16 protein-coding genes are annotated in these 15,810 nt (G+C 71.7%); 11 read left to right on the top strand and 5 right to left on the bottom strand.

The window, feature by feature from the left end:
- Window positions 1–71 precede the first annotated feature (71 nt).
- The 3 genes from ASF49_RS04825 (at window position 72) to ASF49_RS04815 (ending at window position 2,624) form a co-directional block, all read left to right on the top strand.
- Window positions 72–530 (top strand): hypothetical protein, encoded by a 459-nt coding sequence (locus tag ASF49_RS04825; protein ID WP_056468589.1) that lies wholly within the window; start codon window positions 72–74, stop codon window positions 528–530.
- A gap of 145 nt (window positions 531–675) precedes the next feature.
- Window positions 676–1,533: an EamA family transporter RarD gene (gene rarD, locus ASF49_RS04820; protein ID WP_056468586.1), complete on the top strand. Its 858-nt coding sequence runs from the start codon at window positions 676–678 to the stop codon at window positions 1,531–1,533.
- 74 nt (window positions 1,534–1,607) lie between these two features.
- Window positions 1,608–2,624 (top strand): P1 family peptidase, encoded by a 1,017-nt coding sequence (locus tag ASF49_RS04815; RefSeq protein WP_156652855.1) that lies wholly within the window; start codon window positions 1,608–1,610, stop codon window positions 2,622–2,624.
- Window positions 2,625–2,658: 34 nt separating this feature from the next.
- Here the strand turns inward: ASF49_RS04815 and ASF49_RS04810 are convergent, their stop codons facing one another.
- Both ASF49_RS04810 and ASF49_RS04805 read right to left on the bottom strand, forming a co-directional pair.
- The gene (locus ASF49_RS04810; RefSeq protein ID WP_056468583.1) at window positions 2,659–2,943 is read right to left on the bottom strand and encodes a hypothetical protein; all 285 of its coding nucleotides are present in this window, start codon (window positions 2,941–2,943) and stop codon (window positions 2,659–2,661) included.
- A gap of 22 nt (window positions 2,944–2,965) precedes the next feature.
- Window positions 2,966–3,172: a hypothetical protein gene (locus ASF49_RS04805; RefSeq protein WP_056468580.1), complete on the bottom strand. Its 207-nt coding sequence runs from the start codon at window positions 3,170–3,172 to the stop codon at window positions 2,966–2,968.
- A gap of 413 nt (window positions 3,173–3,585) precedes the next feature.
- On the opposite strand from ASF49_RS04805, the gene ASF49_RS04800 reads away from it, so the two are divergent.
- A complete protein-coding gene (locus ASF49_RS04800) occupies window positions 3,586–5,145 on the top strand; it encodes an ATP-binding protein (RefSeq protein WP_056468576.1) in 1,560 nt (519 codons plus the stop codon).
- 35 nt (window positions 5,146–5,180) lie between these two features.
- Here the strand turns inward: ASF49_RS04800 and ASF49_RS04795 are convergent, their stop codons facing one another.
- Window positions 5,181–6,230 carry an ABC transporter substrate-binding protein gene (locus tag ASF49_RS04795; RefSeq protein ID WP_056468573.1) on the bottom strand — a complete coding sequence of 350 codons (1,050 nt, stop codon included), beginning with the start codon at window positions 6,228–6,230 and terminating at the stop codon, window positions 5,181–5,183.
- Between the two features lie 347 nt (window positions 6,231–6,577).
- Between ASF49_RS04795 and ASF49_RS04790 the strand changes: the two genes are divergently transcribed.
- Window positions 6,578–6,991: a DUF3597 domain-containing protein gene (locus ASF49_RS04790; RefSeq protein ID WP_056468570.1), complete on the top strand. Its 414-nt coding sequence runs from the start codon at window positions 6,578–6,580 to the stop codon at window positions 6,989–6,991.
- Between the two features lie 95 nt (window positions 6,992–7,086).
- Here the strand turns inward: ASF49_RS04790 and ASF49_RS04785 are convergent, their stop codons facing one another.
- The gene (locus ASF49_RS04785; protein ID WP_056468567.1) at window positions 7,087–8,001 is read right to left on the bottom strand and encodes an ATP-binding protein; all 915 of its coding nucleotides are present in this window, start codon (window positions 7,999–8,001) and stop codon (window positions 7,087–7,089) included.
- Window positions 8,002–8,244: 243 nt separating this feature from the next.
- On the opposite strand from ASF49_RS04785, the gene yajC reads away from it, so the two are divergent.
- From yajC to ASF49_RS04760, 5 genes are all read left to right on the top strand, one after another.
- Window positions 8,245–8,580 carry a preprotein translocase subunit YajC gene (yajC, locus tag ASF49_RS04780; protein WP_056468563.1) on the top strand — a complete coding sequence of 112 codons (336 nt, stop codon included), beginning with the start codon at window positions 8,245–8,247 and terminating at the stop codon, window positions 8,578–8,580.
- Between the two features lie 77 nt (window positions 8,581–8,657).
- Window positions 8,658–10,268 (top strand): protein translocase subunit SecD, encoded by a 1,611-nt coding sequence (gene secD / locus ASF49_RS04775; protein WP_056468561.1) that lies wholly within the window; start codon window positions 8,658–8,660, stop codon window positions 10,266–10,268.
- Window positions 10,269–10,527: 259 nt separating this feature from the next.
- Window positions 10,528–11,475 (top strand): protein translocase subunit SecF, encoded by a 948-nt coding sequence (gene secF, locus ASF49_RS04770; protein WP_056468557.1) that lies wholly within the window; start codon window positions 10,528–10,530, stop codon window positions 11,473–11,475.
- 9 nt (window positions 11,476–11,484) lie between these two features.
- Window positions 11,485–11,874: an Mth938-like domain-containing protein gene (locus tag ASF49_RS04765; protein WP_056468554.1), complete on the top strand. Its 390-nt coding sequence runs from the start codon at window positions 11,485–11,487 to the stop codon at window positions 11,872–11,874.
- A gap of 13 nt (window positions 11,875–11,887) precedes the next feature.
- Entirely contained in the window at window positions 11,888–12,769 is an 882-nt protein-coding gene (locus tag ASF49_RS04760; RefSeq protein ID WP_056468551.1) for a phytoene/squalene synthase family protein, read from the top strand.
- A 63-nt stretch (window positions 12,770–12,832) separates the two neighbouring features.
- Here the strand turns inward: ASF49_RS04760 and ASF49_RS04755 are convergent, their stop codons facing one another.
- Entirely contained in the window at window positions 12,833–13,756 is a 924-nt protein-coding gene (locus ASF49_RS04755) for a manganese catalase family protein (RefSeq protein ID WP_056468548.1), read from the bottom strand.
- Between the two features lie 279 nt (window positions 13,757–14,035).
- Here ASF49_RS04755 and ASF49_RS04750 point away from each other — a divergent pair, with 279 nt between their 5' ends.
- Window positions 14,036–15,754, top strand: a complete 1,719-nt coding sequence (locus ASF49_RS04750; RefSeq protein WP_056468545.1) for an L-lactate permease — start codon at window positions 14,036–14,038, stop codon at window positions 15,752–15,754.
- Window positions 15,755–15,810: the final 56 nt, after the last annotated feature.

Genomic DNA, 15,810 nt, shown 5'->3' with positions numbered 1-15,810 from the left:
GCGGGCTCCGGTTCGTTAACGCCGATGCGCTAAATCCATTCCGGTACTCGCGTATCCGGGAAGCCCGTCCCTTGCGTATCCTGCGGAACATCGTCGTCGGCAGCGTCTTCGGCGGCAGCGCCCTGATCATCGCCTTCGCCTGCGTCGACCGGCTCGACCATCCGGCGCCCAAGGCCTCCGCCGCGCCGGTGGCCGCCCTCACCCGGATCCGCCCGCCCGAGCCCACCGTGACGGGCTCGCTCCCGTCCGAGACCGGCCCCTCGATCAGCGACATCCTCGGGCGCGACGCCGTCGCCCGCCAGACCGTCACCCGGCCCCCCGTGCCCAAGGCCTCCACCACGCGCGAGACCGCCACCCGGGAGACCACCGCCCGCGAGGCGGCGGGCCGGATCCCGGCCAAGCCCGTGGCCAGGGTCGCCGCCGCGCCGGCCCCGAAGCCGGCCAGGAAGGCCGCCGAGGGCTTCGACACCGAGCGCCTGAACGCCCTGATGCGCGGCGACCCCGCCGTCACCCTCGCCCGCACGCGCTGAGCGCACCCGCGGCGCGCGCCCCCGCCATGCGCCATCCCGCACGGGCGGGTCCCCGAGCGCCTGCTATAAGCCGCGCCCGGTCCCCCGCGGGCCGGCGGCCCGGACGGGCCGGCAAGGCGGACGGCACGGCAGGGGGAGGCGGCCTTTGGGTCTGATCTACGCGCTCGGCGCCTATCTGAGCTGGGGCCTCGTGGTCCCGGTGCATTTCCGCCTGCTCGACGCCGTGCCCGCCCCGAGCATCCTGGCCCACCGCATCGTCTGGTCGAGCCTGCTCGTCGCCGGGCTGCTGGCGGCCCTGCGCCGCCGGATCCGGAACCCCTTCCCCCTGGTGCGCCGGCACGGGCTCCTCGTCCTGTCGGCCGGGCTGATCGGCGTGAACTGGCTCCTCTACCTCCAGGCCGTGCAGTCCGGGCACATGCTCGACGCGAGCCTGGGCTACTTCATCAACCCGCTGATGAGCGTGGGCTTGGGCGCCGTGGTGCTGGGCGAGCGCCTGCGCCCGGTCCAGGCCGCGGCGGTGGCGCTGGCCGCCGGCGCCGTGCTCCTGGCCGTCGCCCTGGCGGGGAGCCTGCCCTGGGTCTCACTCGCACTGGCCGGCAGCTTCTCGCTCTACGGGCTCGCCCGCAAGGTCGTCGGCGTCGACGCCATGGTGGGCTTCGCCGCCGAGACGCTGGTGCTGCTGCCGGTGGCGCTGATCTACCTCGCGGCCTTCGCGCCGCCGGTGATCCAGGGCGACCCCGTGCGCGCCGGCCTCGTCCTGCTCACCGGGGCCACCACGGCGCTGCCGCTGATCTGGTTCGCGGCCGCCGCCGAGCGGCTCACCCTGGCGACCCTCGGGCTGATGCAGTACCTCGCCCCCTCCTGCCTCCTCATCCTCAGCACCCTCGTCTACGGCGAGCGCCTGGAGCCGCACCGCGCCCTGCTGTTCGGGCTGATCTGGCTGGCGCTGGCGATCTACGCCGTCGACGCCTATCGCGCCGCGCGGCGGGCGCGGGCGGGCTGACGGGCGGTCGCCCGGAACCCCTCGCCCGGAACCCCGGCGCGTGCGATCCTGGCCGCCCGGGAGGAGGTGACCCCGTGCTGACCAACCGCATCACCGACATCGCCGGCCTCCGGGTCGGCCACGCCACCGATCCGCGCCTCGCCAGCGGCGTCACCGCGCTCCTGTTCGACGACCCCGTGGTGGCGGGCGTCGACGTGCGCGGCGGCGGCCCCGGCACCCGCGAGACCGACCTCCTCGACCCCGAGCGCACGGTCGAGCGCATCGACGCCCTGGTGCTGTCCGGGGGCTCGGCCTTCGGCCTCGATGCCGCCGCCGGCGTCGTCGCGCATCTGGCCGAGACCGGGCGCGGCTTCGCCGTCGGCCCGGCCCGGGTGCCGATCGTGCCGGCCGCGATCCTGTTCGACCTCCTCAACGGCGGCGACAAGGCCTGGGGCCGGTACGCGCCCTACCGCGACCTCGGCCACGCGGCGGCGGTGGCGGCGACCCGCGACGTCGCCCTCGGCTCCGTCGGGGCCGGGACGGGGGCCGCCACCGCGAACCTGAAGGGCGGGATCGGCTCCGCCTCGGCGGAGGTGGACGGTCTGCGGGATGTCGCGGGCTCGGCCGTGCGGGTCGGCGCCCTGGTGGCGGTGAACGCCTTCGGCCGGGTGACGGTGGGGGCGGGGCCGCATTTCTGGGCCGGCCCCTACGAGATCGGCGGCGAGTTCGGTGGATTGGGGTTTCCCGCCGCGATGCCGGCCGACGCCTTCGACTGGCCGCCGCGCAAGGCCCCGGCCGGGGCGAGCACGACCCTGGCGGTGGTCGCCACCGACGCCGCCCTCACCAAGGCCCAGGCGCGCCGCCTCGCCGTGATGGCCCAGGACGGCCTCGCCCGGGCGATCCATCCCGTGCACACGCCGCTCGACGGCGACGTGGTGTTCGCCGTCTCCACCGGCCGGGTCGCCCTGGCCGACCCCGTCACGGACCTCGCACGGATCGGCGACGCGGCGGCGCGCACGCTGGCCCGCGCGGTGGCGATCGGCGTGCATCGGGCGACGGTGCCGCCCGGCTGGGCCGGGCCGCCGGCCTGGGCGGACCGCTTCGGGGGATGAGGCTCGGCCGCGCTTCGGCTCGGGAATCGCCGGCTCAGCTCTGGCCGAGTTCGGCCTTGGCATCCGCGATGAGGCCGGCGAGCCCCGCATCGACCTCGGCCCCGAGCATCGCGCGCTCGGCCTCCGTCAGGTCGGCGGCCCAGCCGCGCTGGCCGAAGCCCTCGGCGCACTTGGCCCGCTCGGCCGTGAGATAGGCCTCGGTCTCGGCCGGCTGCGCGCGCATGGCCTGGACGAGGCCGAACCAGGCGGCGCGCTCCACCACGGCGAGGCGGGCGCGCAGGCGGATCATCACCGCGCGTTCGGGGCTGACATCGTCCATCGGCGGCTCCGTTCCGGCCGGCTCAGCGCCGCGGTTCGCAGCGCGTCTTCACGTAGGTGCCCGTCCCGTTGCCGTGCCCGGCACTGGCGGCGAGGACCGGCCCCTGCACCAGGCATTCCTGCAGGGTGTGGGCCGGGCCGGTGATGATGTCGAGAGCCGTTTCGCGGGAGCAATCCGGAGCCTGGACGGTGGAGGCGCAGACGAGGGCGACGACGAGGATCGGGTTCATGGACGGATTACCTGGATCAGGCCACCCGTGCGGCAAGGGCCGGCCCCGGATTCGTGTGCAACTTAGTGCCGATCGGGAGAGCGATGCCGGGCCGTGCCGGCTTCCGCGCCAACGGAGGTTCCGATTTCGTTCCCGCAGCGAAGCCCGGAAACGGAGCTCCTAAGTCGAAAGTCCCAGGACTTTGGGCCTATGCTCATAGTCCTAGGAATATGGGCAGAGCCGCGGGAGGCCGCTCGAACAGACGTGGAACGAACCGGCATTCTCCCGGTCCGCCCCCGGCCGGGCTGCGGCCCCTGGCCTGTGGATGCCGGCCCGGGCGGGCGGACCGGCCGGAGGGCGCGCGTGTTAAGACCTTCGTGCGAGAGCCTTGAGGAGCGCCCGGGACGAGCCCCGGCGCGGGAGCCGGAGCAGGCATGACGGTCGGCATCGAGATGGGTCTGAGCATGGGGCCGGGGGCGGAGCCCGCGCGCCTCGATCTCGAGGAGCTCCTGGCCACGCGTCTCCTGGTCCAGGGCAATTCGGGCTCGGGCAAGTCGCACCTGCTGCGGCGCCTGCTGGAGCAGAGCGCCGGCGCGGTGCAGCAGGTGGTGATCGACCCCGAGGGCGACTTCGTCACGCTGGCCGAGGCCTACGGCCACGTGGTGGTGGACGGCGCCCACGGGGAGGCGGACCTCCAGGCCATCGCCGCGCGGGTGCGGGCGCACCGGGTCTCGGTGGTGCTCACCCTGGAGAGCCTCGACATGGAGGCGCAGATGCGCGCGGCGGCCGCCTTCCTCGGCGGCCTGTTCGAGGCCGAGCGCAGCCACTGGCACCCGGCCCTGATCGTCGTCGACGAGGCGCAGATCTTCGCCCCCGCCGCGGCCGGCGACGTCTCGGACGAGGCCCGCAAGGCCTCGCTCGGCGCCATGACCAACCTGATGTGCCGGGGCCGCAAGCGGGGCTTGGCCGGCATCATCGCCACGCAGCGCCTCGCCAAGCTCGCCAAGAACGTCGCGGCCGAGGCCACCAACTTCCTGATGGGCCGCACCTTCCTCGACATCGACATGGCGCGTGCGGCCGACCTCCTCGGCCTCGACCGGCGCGGCGCCGAGCGCTTTCGCGACCTCTCGCGCGGCGAGTTCGTGGCGCTGGGCCCGGCGCTCAGCCGGCGGCCGCTCGCCCTGCGCATCGGCCCGGTGACCACGTCCGCGCGCTCCGGCTCGCCCAAGCTCGTGCCGCTGCCCGCCCCGGCGGATGCGGACCTGCGCGCGCTCATCCTCACCCGCTCAGCGGACGAGCCGGCGCCGGGCTGGGCCCCGGCGCCGCGCACGCCGCCGGTGCCGCGGGCCACGCCGGCCGACCTCATGCGCGAGCTCAGCGCCTACCGCCCCGAGCCGGTGGAGGCGCCCGAGCCCCTGAGCGAGGAGGCGGTCCGGGCCGGGCTCGACGCCGTCCTGCGCGGCATCGCCGCCGACCCGGATGCCGGCGGCCAGCCGGTGGCGGTCGTCTACCAGGACTTCCTCGTGCGCTGCCGGATGCGCGGCCTCGACGGCGAGGCCATCAGCCTGGCCGCCTTCCGCCGCCGCCTCGGCGTCGCCCGGGCCGGGCTCGACGGGGCCGACGTCGCCCCGGACGAGGCGGACGGGCGCTGGGAGGAGGCGCAAGGGGTCGCCGCCACCCTGCCGGACGAGGTCCAGGGCCTGTTCCTGCTGCTGGCCCGGGCGGCGCTGGCCGGAGAGCCCTGTCCCGGCGACGAGGCCCTGGCGCGCGCCATCGGCAGCCGCTCGCCCGGCCGCGCCAGGCGCCTGCTCGCCTATGTGGAGACCCGCGGCACCATCGTGTGCCGCATGGATTACCGCGGCAACCGCATCGTCGCCCTGCCGGCCCTGAATTGCGAGACCGGGCCGGGCGACCCGAAGGCGCCGCTGGAGGCGAGGCCCGGCACGCCGGCGGCGCCGGAATCCGGCCTGCCGGGCCTGTTCGCCGCCGAGTAGGCCCCGGGGAGACCCCCTTCGGGACCCGCGCCGCCTCAGCGCTTGGTGGCGGCCTCGTAGTATTTCGGCTCGAACAGGCCCTCCAGGGGCACGTCCTTGTCGAGGGTGCCGATGGAGACCTGGTAGGCCTGCATCTTCTTCGTCGCCTCGATGATCGCGCGGGGATCCGCCGTGAACTTGGCGGCCGGCGAGGTGATGGCCTTGGTGATGGTGGCGAGATCGGTGATGCCCTTGCCGAGCGCCGCCTCGACGGGCTTGGCCGCCCGGGCCGGGTCGCTCTTCAGGAGTTCGGTGGCCCGGACCACGGCCTTGACCAGGCCTTCCACGGCGGCGGGGTTCTTGTCCGCGAAGGCGCCGAACACCCCCACCACGGTGCCCGGCTGGTCGAGGAACATCTCGCCCCCGGTGGCGATCAGCTTGATGGCGGGATTGCGCATCTGGACGATGGTGAGCGCGGGCTCGCGGATCGAGGCGCCGTCCACCGCCCCGGCCAGCATCGCCTGCTGGGTCGCGTCGATGCCCATCGCCACCACCTCGGCATTGGCCTTGTCGGCCCTGGCCACCTGCCAGAGCCAGTGCTGCAGGGTGGTGTTGGGCACCGAGCCCGCCGGCTGGGTCGCGAGGCGGGCGGCCTTGCCCTCCTTGGCCCGGAACTTCGCGAAGGCCTCTCCCTTGTCGGCGCCGTCGGCGAAGTAGGGGGCGAGCTTCGGGCCGGCCACGAACACCATCTCCTCGATGGCCGTGGCGGCCACCACGCGCACGTCGATGCCCTTGGTGCGGGCCACCGCGAGCGGCGCGACGCCGGCGACGTAGACGTCGATGGTGCCCGAGGCCAGGGCCTGGATCATGTTCGGGCCGGATTCGAAGGTGGTGAAGGTGGGAGCGAGGCCCGCCTCCTTGAGCCAGCCCTCGCCGTTGGCCACGAAGATCGGCGCCGCGCCGATCACCGGGATGACGCCGATGCGCACCGCGACCGGCGCGGCACTCTGCGCCGCGGCCGGCCCGGTGGCGAGGAGGCCCGCGCCGGCGGCGAGGGCGGCGGCGAGGGCGAGGGTCAGAGTGGCGGCACGGCGGGTCGGGCGCATCGGAAGGGTCCGGTCAGGGGCGGCCCCGCCGCACGCGGGGCGTTGCGGCGGGGCCGGGAACGAGGATGCCGCGCAGTGGCATGCACGGGGCTCCGGCGCAAGAATCCGCTCTCCCCTCGGGGCCGGGTCCCGGATGTTTGGCGCTTTCATCTCCCCTGAGGTCTCCTGAGAGAAGATGAATCTCCCACGGGCGAAGAGCCGCGGGGCCGGCCGGCCCCGGCGAAGACCCGTTCGATTTCGTCCGGGCCGCCCCTGATCCGTGCCGTTGCGGGAACGCGGGCGGACTCACCCCGTTGTCACCCCGTCGCGGCACCGGCCGCCGACGTGAGATTGAGGGAAGAACTGTTATGAGCCTCCTCGGCAGCATCGTCAGCAAGATCCTCCATCCCTTCGGCGGCGGCGACGCGCAGGCCAAGCCGTCCGAGGCGAACGCCCAGCCCTCCGCCGGCGGCTCGGACGCCCCCGCCTCGACCCCGACCAGCACCGGCGCCCCGGCCGGCGGCCCCGTCGACGTCGAGGAGGTGCTCAACGGCATGGCGGCGAAAAATTCGCAGACCCTGAACTGGCGCACCTCGATCGTCGACCTGATGAAGCTCCTCGACCTCGATTCGAGCCTCACCGCCCGCAAGCAGCTCGCCGACGAGCTGCACTACACCGGCGACAAGGAGGATTCGGCCACGATGAACGTCTGGCTGCACAAGCAGGTCATCAAGAAGCTCGAGGAGAACGGCGGCAAGGTCCCGGCCGACCTCAAGGATTGATCCTTCGTCTCGGACGGACCGGCGCGGCCCGATCTCGGGCCGTGCGCGAGGGCAGGGGGCGCAGGCTCCCTGCCCTTTTCTCCGTCGACGGCGCGCTACCCCTCCAGCCGCTGCCCCAGGCGTCCGGCCAGGTCCTGGATGAACTGGAAGGCGGTGCGGCCCGAGCGCGAGCCCCGGGTGGTGGCCCATTCGAGGGCCTCGGCCCGGACGCTTTCGGGATCGGCCCGGAGGCCGTGCCGCGCCACGTAGGCGCGGATCATCGCCAGGTACTCGTCCTGGCTGCACTTGTGGAAGCCGAGCCAGAGGCCGAAGCGGTCGGAGAGGGAGACCTTCTCCTCCACCGCCTCGCCCGGGTTGATCGCCGTGGAGCGCTCGTTCTCCACCATGTCCCGGGCCAGCAGGTGGCGCCGGTTCGAGGTGGCGTAGAACAGCACGTTCTCGGGCCGCCCCTCGATGCCGCCGTCGAGCGCCGTCTTCAGGGACTTGTACGAGGTGTCGTCGCCGTCGAAGGACAGGTCGTCGCAGAAGACGATCCAGCGGTGGGCGTCGCCCCGCAGGGTCGCCATCAGGTCGGGCAGCGCCTCGATGTCCTCGCGGTGGATCTCCACGAGCTTCAGGGGCGGGGCGCCGGGCGCCCGCGCGGCGTTGATCTCCGCATGCGCCGCCTTGACCAGCGAGGACTTGCCCATGCCGCGCGCGCCCCAGAGCAGCGCGTTGTTGGCCGGCAGGCCGTCGGCGAAGCGCTGGGTGTTCTCCACCAGGGTGTCGCGCGCCCGGTCGATGCCGGTGAGGAGGCCGATCGCCACCCGGTTGACGCGTGGCACCGGGATCAGCCGGCGCTCCGGCCCCCACAGGAAGGCGTCCGCCGCATTCAGGTCGACGGGCGCGCGGGGGGCGGGGGCGGCGCGCTCCAGGGCGGCGGCGATCCGCTCCAGCACCGGCAGGAACTCCCGCACAGGCAGGAACGCCGCGAGGGCGGCCGGGTCGGCGGCGGGGGGCGTGGCGGTCATGGACGGTTCCTCGGACTCGGGCGCAGCGGCGTGTGCCGTGCTTTACGGCGCCGGGGCGCCGCGATGAACCCGATAAATCGCGTCGCGGCCGGCGATTTGCGGGCCGGCGACCCATTCGCCTCACCCGTGCGGCGTTGCTTTCACTTAGGCCCTGGCTATAGTCCGCGCGCTTTTTGACAAGCCCGGACGCCCCCTCGACCGAGGGTCTGGCGGCGCGGGCCTTATCCTTGAGGAGTCACCCGCTTGATCACCCCCGCCTTCGCGCAAGGGGCCACCTCGGCCGCTGGCGGAGCGGACATCGCCTTGCAGGTGGTGCCGTTCGTCCTCATCTTCGTCATCATGTACTTCCTGATCCTCCGCCCGCAGCAGCGCCGCGTGAAGGAGCATCAGAACATGGTCAAGAACGTGCGCCGCGACGACACCGTCGTCACCACCGGCGGCATCGTCGGCCGCGTCACCAAGGTCGCCGACGAGGCCTCGGAGATCGAGGTCGAGATCGCGCCCAACGTCCGCGTCAAGGTCGTGCGCACGATGATCTCGGAAGTCCGCGTCAAGGGCGCGCCGGTCAAGGCCGCCTGAGGCGGCGACCCGGGCGTGCGGGCCGCCTTCAGCCTGCATCGCCACTGAAAAAACGGACACAGGGACGGACCCGGCGGATGCTGCGCTTCTCGAGAACCAAGATCGTCACGACGCTGGCCGTCATCCTGATCGGCCTCAGCCTCGCCGTGCCGAGCTTCTTCTCGGCCGAGCAGCGCAGCCACTTCATGGCCTCCCTGCCGGGCTGGTTCCCGAGCTGGATCGTGCCGCAGCGCGCGATCGTGCTGGGCCTCGACCTCCAGGGCGGCTCGCAGCTCCTCCTCGAGGTCGACCAGAACGACCTCGCCAAGTCCCTGACGACGGCCCTGCGCGACGACGTCCGCCGGGTCCTGCGCGAGGCCGGCGGCGTGACGCCGGAGGGCGGCATCCAGATCATCCCGCGCGGCGTCCAGCTCCGGATCTCGAACGAGGCCGCCCGCGCCAAGGTGCTGCCGAAGCTGCGCGAGCTCTCGCAGCCGATCTCCAACGCCCTGGTCAGCCAGGGCGGCGGCCAGACCCTCACCATCGCCGAGAAGCCCGAGGGCGTGATCCAGCTCACCCTGACGGATGCGGGCCTCACCGACCGGACGCGCCGGGCCGTGACCCAGGCGATCGAGGTCATCCGCCGCCGCATCGATTTCGGCGGCACCAAGGAGCCCTCGATCCAGCAGCAGGGGGCCGACCGCATCCTGGTCCAGGTCCCCGGCCTCCAGGATCCGCAGAAGCTGGAGGACCAGCTCGGCAAGACGGCCAAGCTCGAGTTCCGCATGCTGGCGGATTCGCCCTCCGGCGACGTCGACCTGCTGCCCTCCAAGGACGAGAAGGGCGCCCGCGTCCCGGTCGAGCGCCGCGTGATGGCCTCCGGCGCCGACCTCACCGACGCCCAGCCGGCCTTCGACCATCAGACCCAGGAGCCGATGGTCAGCTTCAAGTTCAACCTCAAGGGCGCCCAGAGCTTCGGCCAGGCGACCTCGGAGAATGTCGGCCGCCGCATGGCCATCGTCCTCGACAACGAGGTGGTCTCGGCCCCCCGCATCAACACGCCGATCACCGGCGGCTCCGGCCAGATCACCGGCAACTTCACCGTGGCCCAGGCCAACGAGCTCTCGATCCTGCTGCGGGCCGGCGCGCTGCCGGCCAAGCTCACCGTGGTCGAGCGTCGCGTCGTCGGCCCCGGCCTCGGCAGCGATTCGATCCAGGCCGGCAAGTACGCCACCCTGGTGGCCGGCGCCCTCGTCATCGCCTTCATGTTCGCCACCTACGGGGTGTTCGGCTTCTTCGCCAACATCGCCCTCATCGTGCACGTGGGCCTCATCCTCGGCCTGATGTCGGTGCTGGAGGCGACCATGACCCTGCCGGGCATCGCCGGCATCGTCCTCACCATCGGCACGGCGGTGGATTCCAACGTGCTGATCTACGAGCGCGTGCGCGAGGAGGTGCGGGCGGGCCGCTCCATCGTCTCGGCGCTCCAGGCCGGCTTCGACAAGGCCTTCGCCACCATCATCGATTCGAACTCGACCATGGCGATCGCCGCCCTGATCCTGTTCTTCCTCGGCTCGGGCCCGGTGAAGGGCTTCGCCGTGGTCTTCATCCTCGGCATCCTCACGACGGTCATCACCGCCGTGACCCTGACCCGGATGATGATCGCCCTGTGGTACAACATGGCCCGGCCCAAGGCCTTGCCGTTCTGAACTTCGCTGTCCGTCCGTTCACTGCTTGCAAAGGGAGGTCGATCCGGTTTTCGCGTGATCCGCACGGTCGTCACGTCACCGCGTCATCCCGGGGCCGCGAAGCGGAGCCCGGGATCCAGACGCACCGGCGCGGCAGGACGGGCGCCGTCCGTGGTTCTGGATTCCGGGCTCGCCTTCGGCGCCCCGGAATGACGCCGGGCCCGGGGCAGCGTGTGCGATCAGCGGGCCTCCGGCCGACCTCATCGCCGAAAGACCGATCATGCGCCTGCTCCGCCTCTGGCCCGACGAGTCGCACGTCGACTTCATGCGCTTCCGGCGCCTCACCTTCCCGCTCTCGGCGCTCCTGTCGGTGGCGACGGTGGTGCTGTTCCTCACCGTCGGCCTGAATTTCGGCATCGACTTCAAGGGCGGCACCCTGGTGGAGCTCCAGGCGAAGTCGAAGACGGCCGATGTCGGCGCCGTCCGCCACACCGCCAACGGCTTCGGCTTCGGCGAGACCGAGGTGCAGGAGCTCGGGGGCGAGGGCACCGTGCTGGTGCGCTTCCCGCTGCAGCCGGGCGAGCAGGGCCAGACCGCGGTGATGCAGAAGGCGCATGCCGCCTTCGACGCCGATTACGAGTTCCGCCGCACGGAGACGGTGGGGCCGCGCGTCTCCGGCGAGCTCGTGCAATCGGGCACCATCGGCGTCGTGCTGTCCGTGCTCGCGGTGCTGTTCTACCTCTGGTTCCGCTTCGAGCGGGAGCTGGCGCTCGGCGCCATCGTGGGCACGCTGCACGACATCGTGCTGACGCTCGGCGTCTTCGTCATCACCCGCATCGAGTTCAACATGACCTCGATCGCCGCGATCCTGACCATCGTCGGCTACTCGCTGAATGAAACGGTCGTGGTGTTCGACCGGACCCGCGAGCTGATGCGGCGCTACAAGACCATCCCCACGGTGGAGCTCCTCAACCTCTCGATCAACTCCACCATGTCGCGCACGGTGATGACCGCGACCTCGGCCTTCCTGTCGCTGCTGGCCCTGGTGCTGTTCGGCGGCGAGGCGATCAACGGCTTCGCCATCGTGATGCTGGCCGGCGTGGTGATCTGCACCTACTCGGCGATCTTCGTCTCGACGCCGGTGCTGATCTATCTCGGCCTGATGCTCTCGGGGGTGAAGGCGCAGGGGCGCCCGGCCGGCGGGCGCGTGCCCCAGGCGGCGGAGTAGGGGGCGGCCATGGCGTCCTCCGGCAGCCTGCACGACGGCTTCGTTCCCGGGCGCCACCTCATCGACGCCTACGGGAACGGCGGCTTCCGCTTCGCCGAGATGTCGCATCGCGGCTCGATCCTGGTGACGCCGTCGGGCATCCGGGCCTGGGAGGTGAACGAGCCCCGCGCCATCGACCGGACCGCGCTGCGCCCGATCCTCGCCGAGGCCGGGGCGGTCGAACTGCTCCTCGTCGGAACCGGGCTCGACATCGCGCCTTTTCCTGATGCGCTCCGGCGCTGGCTCAAGGAGGGCGGCATCGGCCTCGACGTGATGCAGACGGGGGCCGCGGCGCGCACCTACAACATCCTCATGGCGGAGAACCGCAAGGTCGCCGCCGCCCTGATCGCGGTCGCATGATGAATTGCCGGACATGACGGATTCGGACACCCGGACCAGCCCGGCCGAGGGCAACCTCGCCTTCGCCTTCCAGCATTGCGAGGCTCTGGTCCGGGAGGGCGATCCCGACCGCTACTTCGCCACCCTCTTCGCGCCCGCGGGCGCCCGTCCCCACCTCTTCGCCCTCATCGCCTTCAGCCTCACCGTCGCGCGGGTGCGCGAGGCCGCCTCCAACCCGATGGCTGGCGAGATCCGCCTGCAATGGTGGCGCGACGCCCTCCAGGGCGAGGCCCGCGGCGACGTGAAGGCCAACCCCGTGGCCGCGGCGCTGGACGACGCCATCGTGCGGCGCAAGCTCGGACGCCAGCCCTTCGTGGATCTGATCGATGCCCGGGTCTTCGACCTCTACGAGGACCCGATGCCCCGGGTGAACGACCTCGAGGGCTATTGCGGCGAGACCGTCTCGGCCCTGATCCGCCTCGGCGCCCTCGTCCTCTCCGACGGGGTCGAGCCCGGCGGAGCGGCCGCCGCCGGCCATGCCGGGGTCGCCTACGGGGTCACGGGCCTGCTGCGGGCGCTGCCCTGGCACGCCCGCGCCGGCCAGGTCTACCTGCCGGCCGACATCCTCAAGACCTACGGCGTCACCCGCGAGGACATCGTCACCGGCCGCGGCGGCCCCGGACTCCTGCGCGCCGCCGCCGACCTGCGGGCGCTCGCCCGCCGGCACCTCAAGGCCTACGAGGCGGCGCGCGCCACCATCGCGCCGGCCGCGCGCCCCGCCTTCCTGCCCGTGGCCCTGGTCGAGCCCTACCTCGCCGCCATGGAGCGGCCGGGCTACGACCCGCTCAACGCGGTGGTCGAGATCCCGCGCTGGCGCCGGCTCTGGACCCTCTGGCGCGCCTCCCGCCGGGGCTGAAACGCGCCACGAGAAAGGGCGGCTCCGAAGAGCCGCCCCGTCGACGATCCCGAGGACTCCGGCTCAGCGGGCCTTCTTCGTCAGCTTCTCGGCGATCTCGAACATCTCCTCGGGGGCGTAGTCCGGGGTGAAGGCGGAGGGCACGCCGGTGAGCTGGTGGATCTTGCCGCCCTCCGGCATGCCCTCGACGACGCTGAGCTCGCCCGGCGGGTCACCCGGAAGCGCCACCTCGCCGTTGCCCCAGATGCCGGCCATCTCGGTGTAGTCGCCCGGGCTGAAGGTGTAGAGCCGGCGGTGCGAGCCCTCCTGCAGGTATTTCTGGCATTCGGGGATCTTGTCGAGGTTGATGTTCGGGGTCGGCAGGAACTTCTCGATCTCGACGCCGGTGATCTTCTTCAGGGCCAGGGCGTAGGCGTGGGCATGGACCGAGCCGCGCACCAGCAGGTAGCCGCAGACCTCGCGGCCCGTCGGGTCCTTGAGGGTCTCGTAGACGCGCAGCTTGTGCAGGCGGGCGCCGCATTCCAGGTGGAAGTTGTGCAGCAGGTCCACCACGACGTTGCCCGTCGTGGTGATGAAGTCGTTGTTCCACGACGCGCCGTTGCTGTTGACCGGCGTCACGCCGCCGCCGTTCGACAGGAAGGCGGCCGCCAGCCGAATGTCCTTCATGTCCTCGAACGGCGCCTTCGAGATGTCGCCGCCGTCCGTCTCGTCGCCGTCGTTGTCGGGACCGTTGTTGAGCATCGCCACGCCGTTGCTGACGAGCTCGACATGGCCCAGTTCCTCGGCCGTGATGGCGGCGACGAGGCTATAGAACGGACGCAGCTTCGACTTGCTGCGGAAATTGAAGCTCTGGAACATGTAGTTTCCCAGAGTCGACATCTCGCCGTACTTGCCTCCGAGCAGTTCCTGCAGGGCCGCGGCGGCATTCGGGTCCTTCCGCTTCGGGGCGGGCAGCTCGGCCTGCAGCTTGTCGACGCGCATAAACATAGATCAAATCTCCGCTTCCGGTCGCTCGGGGTCTCGACAGGGAAGTGAGCGCCGGAGGGGCATGTTCCGCTGGTCCCGGCAGGAATGCGCGGGCTGCGGCGCCGTAGACCGGGGCGAGAAAACGGGCGGGCGACGCGGCGTCGGAGGCGGATCGACATGCAACACCCTCTGAATACATGATTAACCGCGTTGAGCCGACCGAATTGCTCTGCTAGCAACGGAGACAAGGCCCGGCACGAGATCGGGCTGCCCTGGAGGAGTACGGCGCCCGTGAACACAGTGACCACCTGGAATCAGGTCTACGACCCATTCGGGAACGCCTGGCTCTCGACCCTGGCGGCCTCGCTGCCCGTCATCGCCCTGCTCGGCATGATCGCGAGCGGCAAGGTGCAGGCCCATATCGCGGCCGTGCTCTCCCTCGTGCTGGCCTTCTGCGTCGCCGTCTTCCTGTTCGGCATGCCGGCGGACCTGGCCACCCGCGCCTCCGCCTACGGCGTGGCGCTCGGGCTGTTCCCCATCGGCTGGATCATCCTGAACGTCATCTTCCTCTACCGCCTGACGGTGGAGAAGGGCTGGTTCGCCACCCTGCAGCAATCGGTGGCGGGCATCACCACCGACCGGCGGCTCCAGCTGCTGCTGGTGGCCTTCGCCTTCGGCGCCTTCTTCGAGGGCGCGGGCGGCTTCGGCACCCCGGTGGCGGTGACGGGCGCGATCCTGATCGGCCTCGGCTTCTCGCCGCTGGCGGCGTCGGGCCTCTCGCTCATCGCCAACACGGCGCCGGTGGCCTACGGGGCGCTCGGCGCGCCCATCCAGGGCCTCGCCTCGGTGACGGGCTACGACCCCTACATCCTCGGCGCGATGATCGGCCGGCAGCTGCCGTTCTTCTCGATCCTCGTGCCGTTCTGGCTGATCTGGGTGTTCGCGGGCTTCCGCGGCATGATGAAGATCTGGCCGCCGATCCTGGTCTGTGGCGGCTCCTTCGCGGCGGCCCAGTTCCTGATCTCGAACTACGTGAACCCCTGGATCGTCGACATCGGCGCCTCCCTGATCTCGATGGCCGCCCTGGTGGCCTTCCTCAAGGTCTGGCAGCCCAAGGAGATCTGGACCTCCCCGGCCCTGCGCGGCAACGACCCGTCGATCGGCTACGTCAACGGCGGCCGTCCCGTCTCGCTCGGCGCCGCCGTGCCCGGCGACCTGCCCAAGGTGGATCTCGGCGGCCGCACCGCGACCTCCCGCGAGATCATGATGGCCTGGGTGCCGTGGATCATCCTCTCGGTGATCGTGGCGATCTGGGGCACCGGCTGGTTCAAGGGCATCGTCAACCCGCTCTTCACCTGGAAGTACGAGGTGCCGGGCCTGCACAACGTGATCATGAAGGTGCCGCCGGTGGTGGCGAAAGCCCATCCGGAAGCCGCCGTCTTCTCCTTCACCTACATGTCCTACACCGGCACCGGGGTGCTCTTCGCCGCGCTCATCTCCGGCCTCATCATGCGCTTCTCGCCCCTGCGCCTGGTGACGGCCTATCTCGAGACGATCTGGGTGCTGCGCTACTCGCTCATCACCATCGCGGCGATGCTGGCGCTGGGCGTGCTCACCCGCTACGCCGGCGTGGATGCCACCCTCGGCCTCGCCTTCGCGGGCACCGGCATCCTCTACCCGTTCTTCGGGACCCTGCTCGGCTGGCTCGGCGTCGCCCTGACCGGTTCGGACACGGCCTCGAACGTGCTCTTCGGCGGCCTCCAGAAGATCACCTCGGAGCAGCTCGGCCTGTCGGGCATCCTCATGGCCTCGGCGAACTCGTCGGGCGGCGTGATGGGCAAGATGATCGACGCCCAGTCGATCGTCGTCGCCTCCACCGCCACCGGCTATTTCGGCCAGGAGGGCAAGATCCTGCGCTTCGTGTTCTGGCACTCGATCGTGCTGGCCTGCCTCGTGGGCGGCCTCGTGATGCTGCAGGCCTACGTGCATCCGTTCAGCGCGATGGTGATCCACCCGTAGGATCCCCCTCGAACGCACCTGCCGACGCGAGAGCCCGCCCCGGATCGCCCCGGGGC

It is taken from the genome of Methylobacterium sp. Leaf104 (assembly GCF_001422885.1).
GTDB lineage: Bacteria > Pseudomonadota > Alphaproteobacteria > Rhizobiales > Beijerinckiaceae > Methylobacterium.
This window is presented reverse-complemented; position numbering and strand designations above follow the sequence as displayed.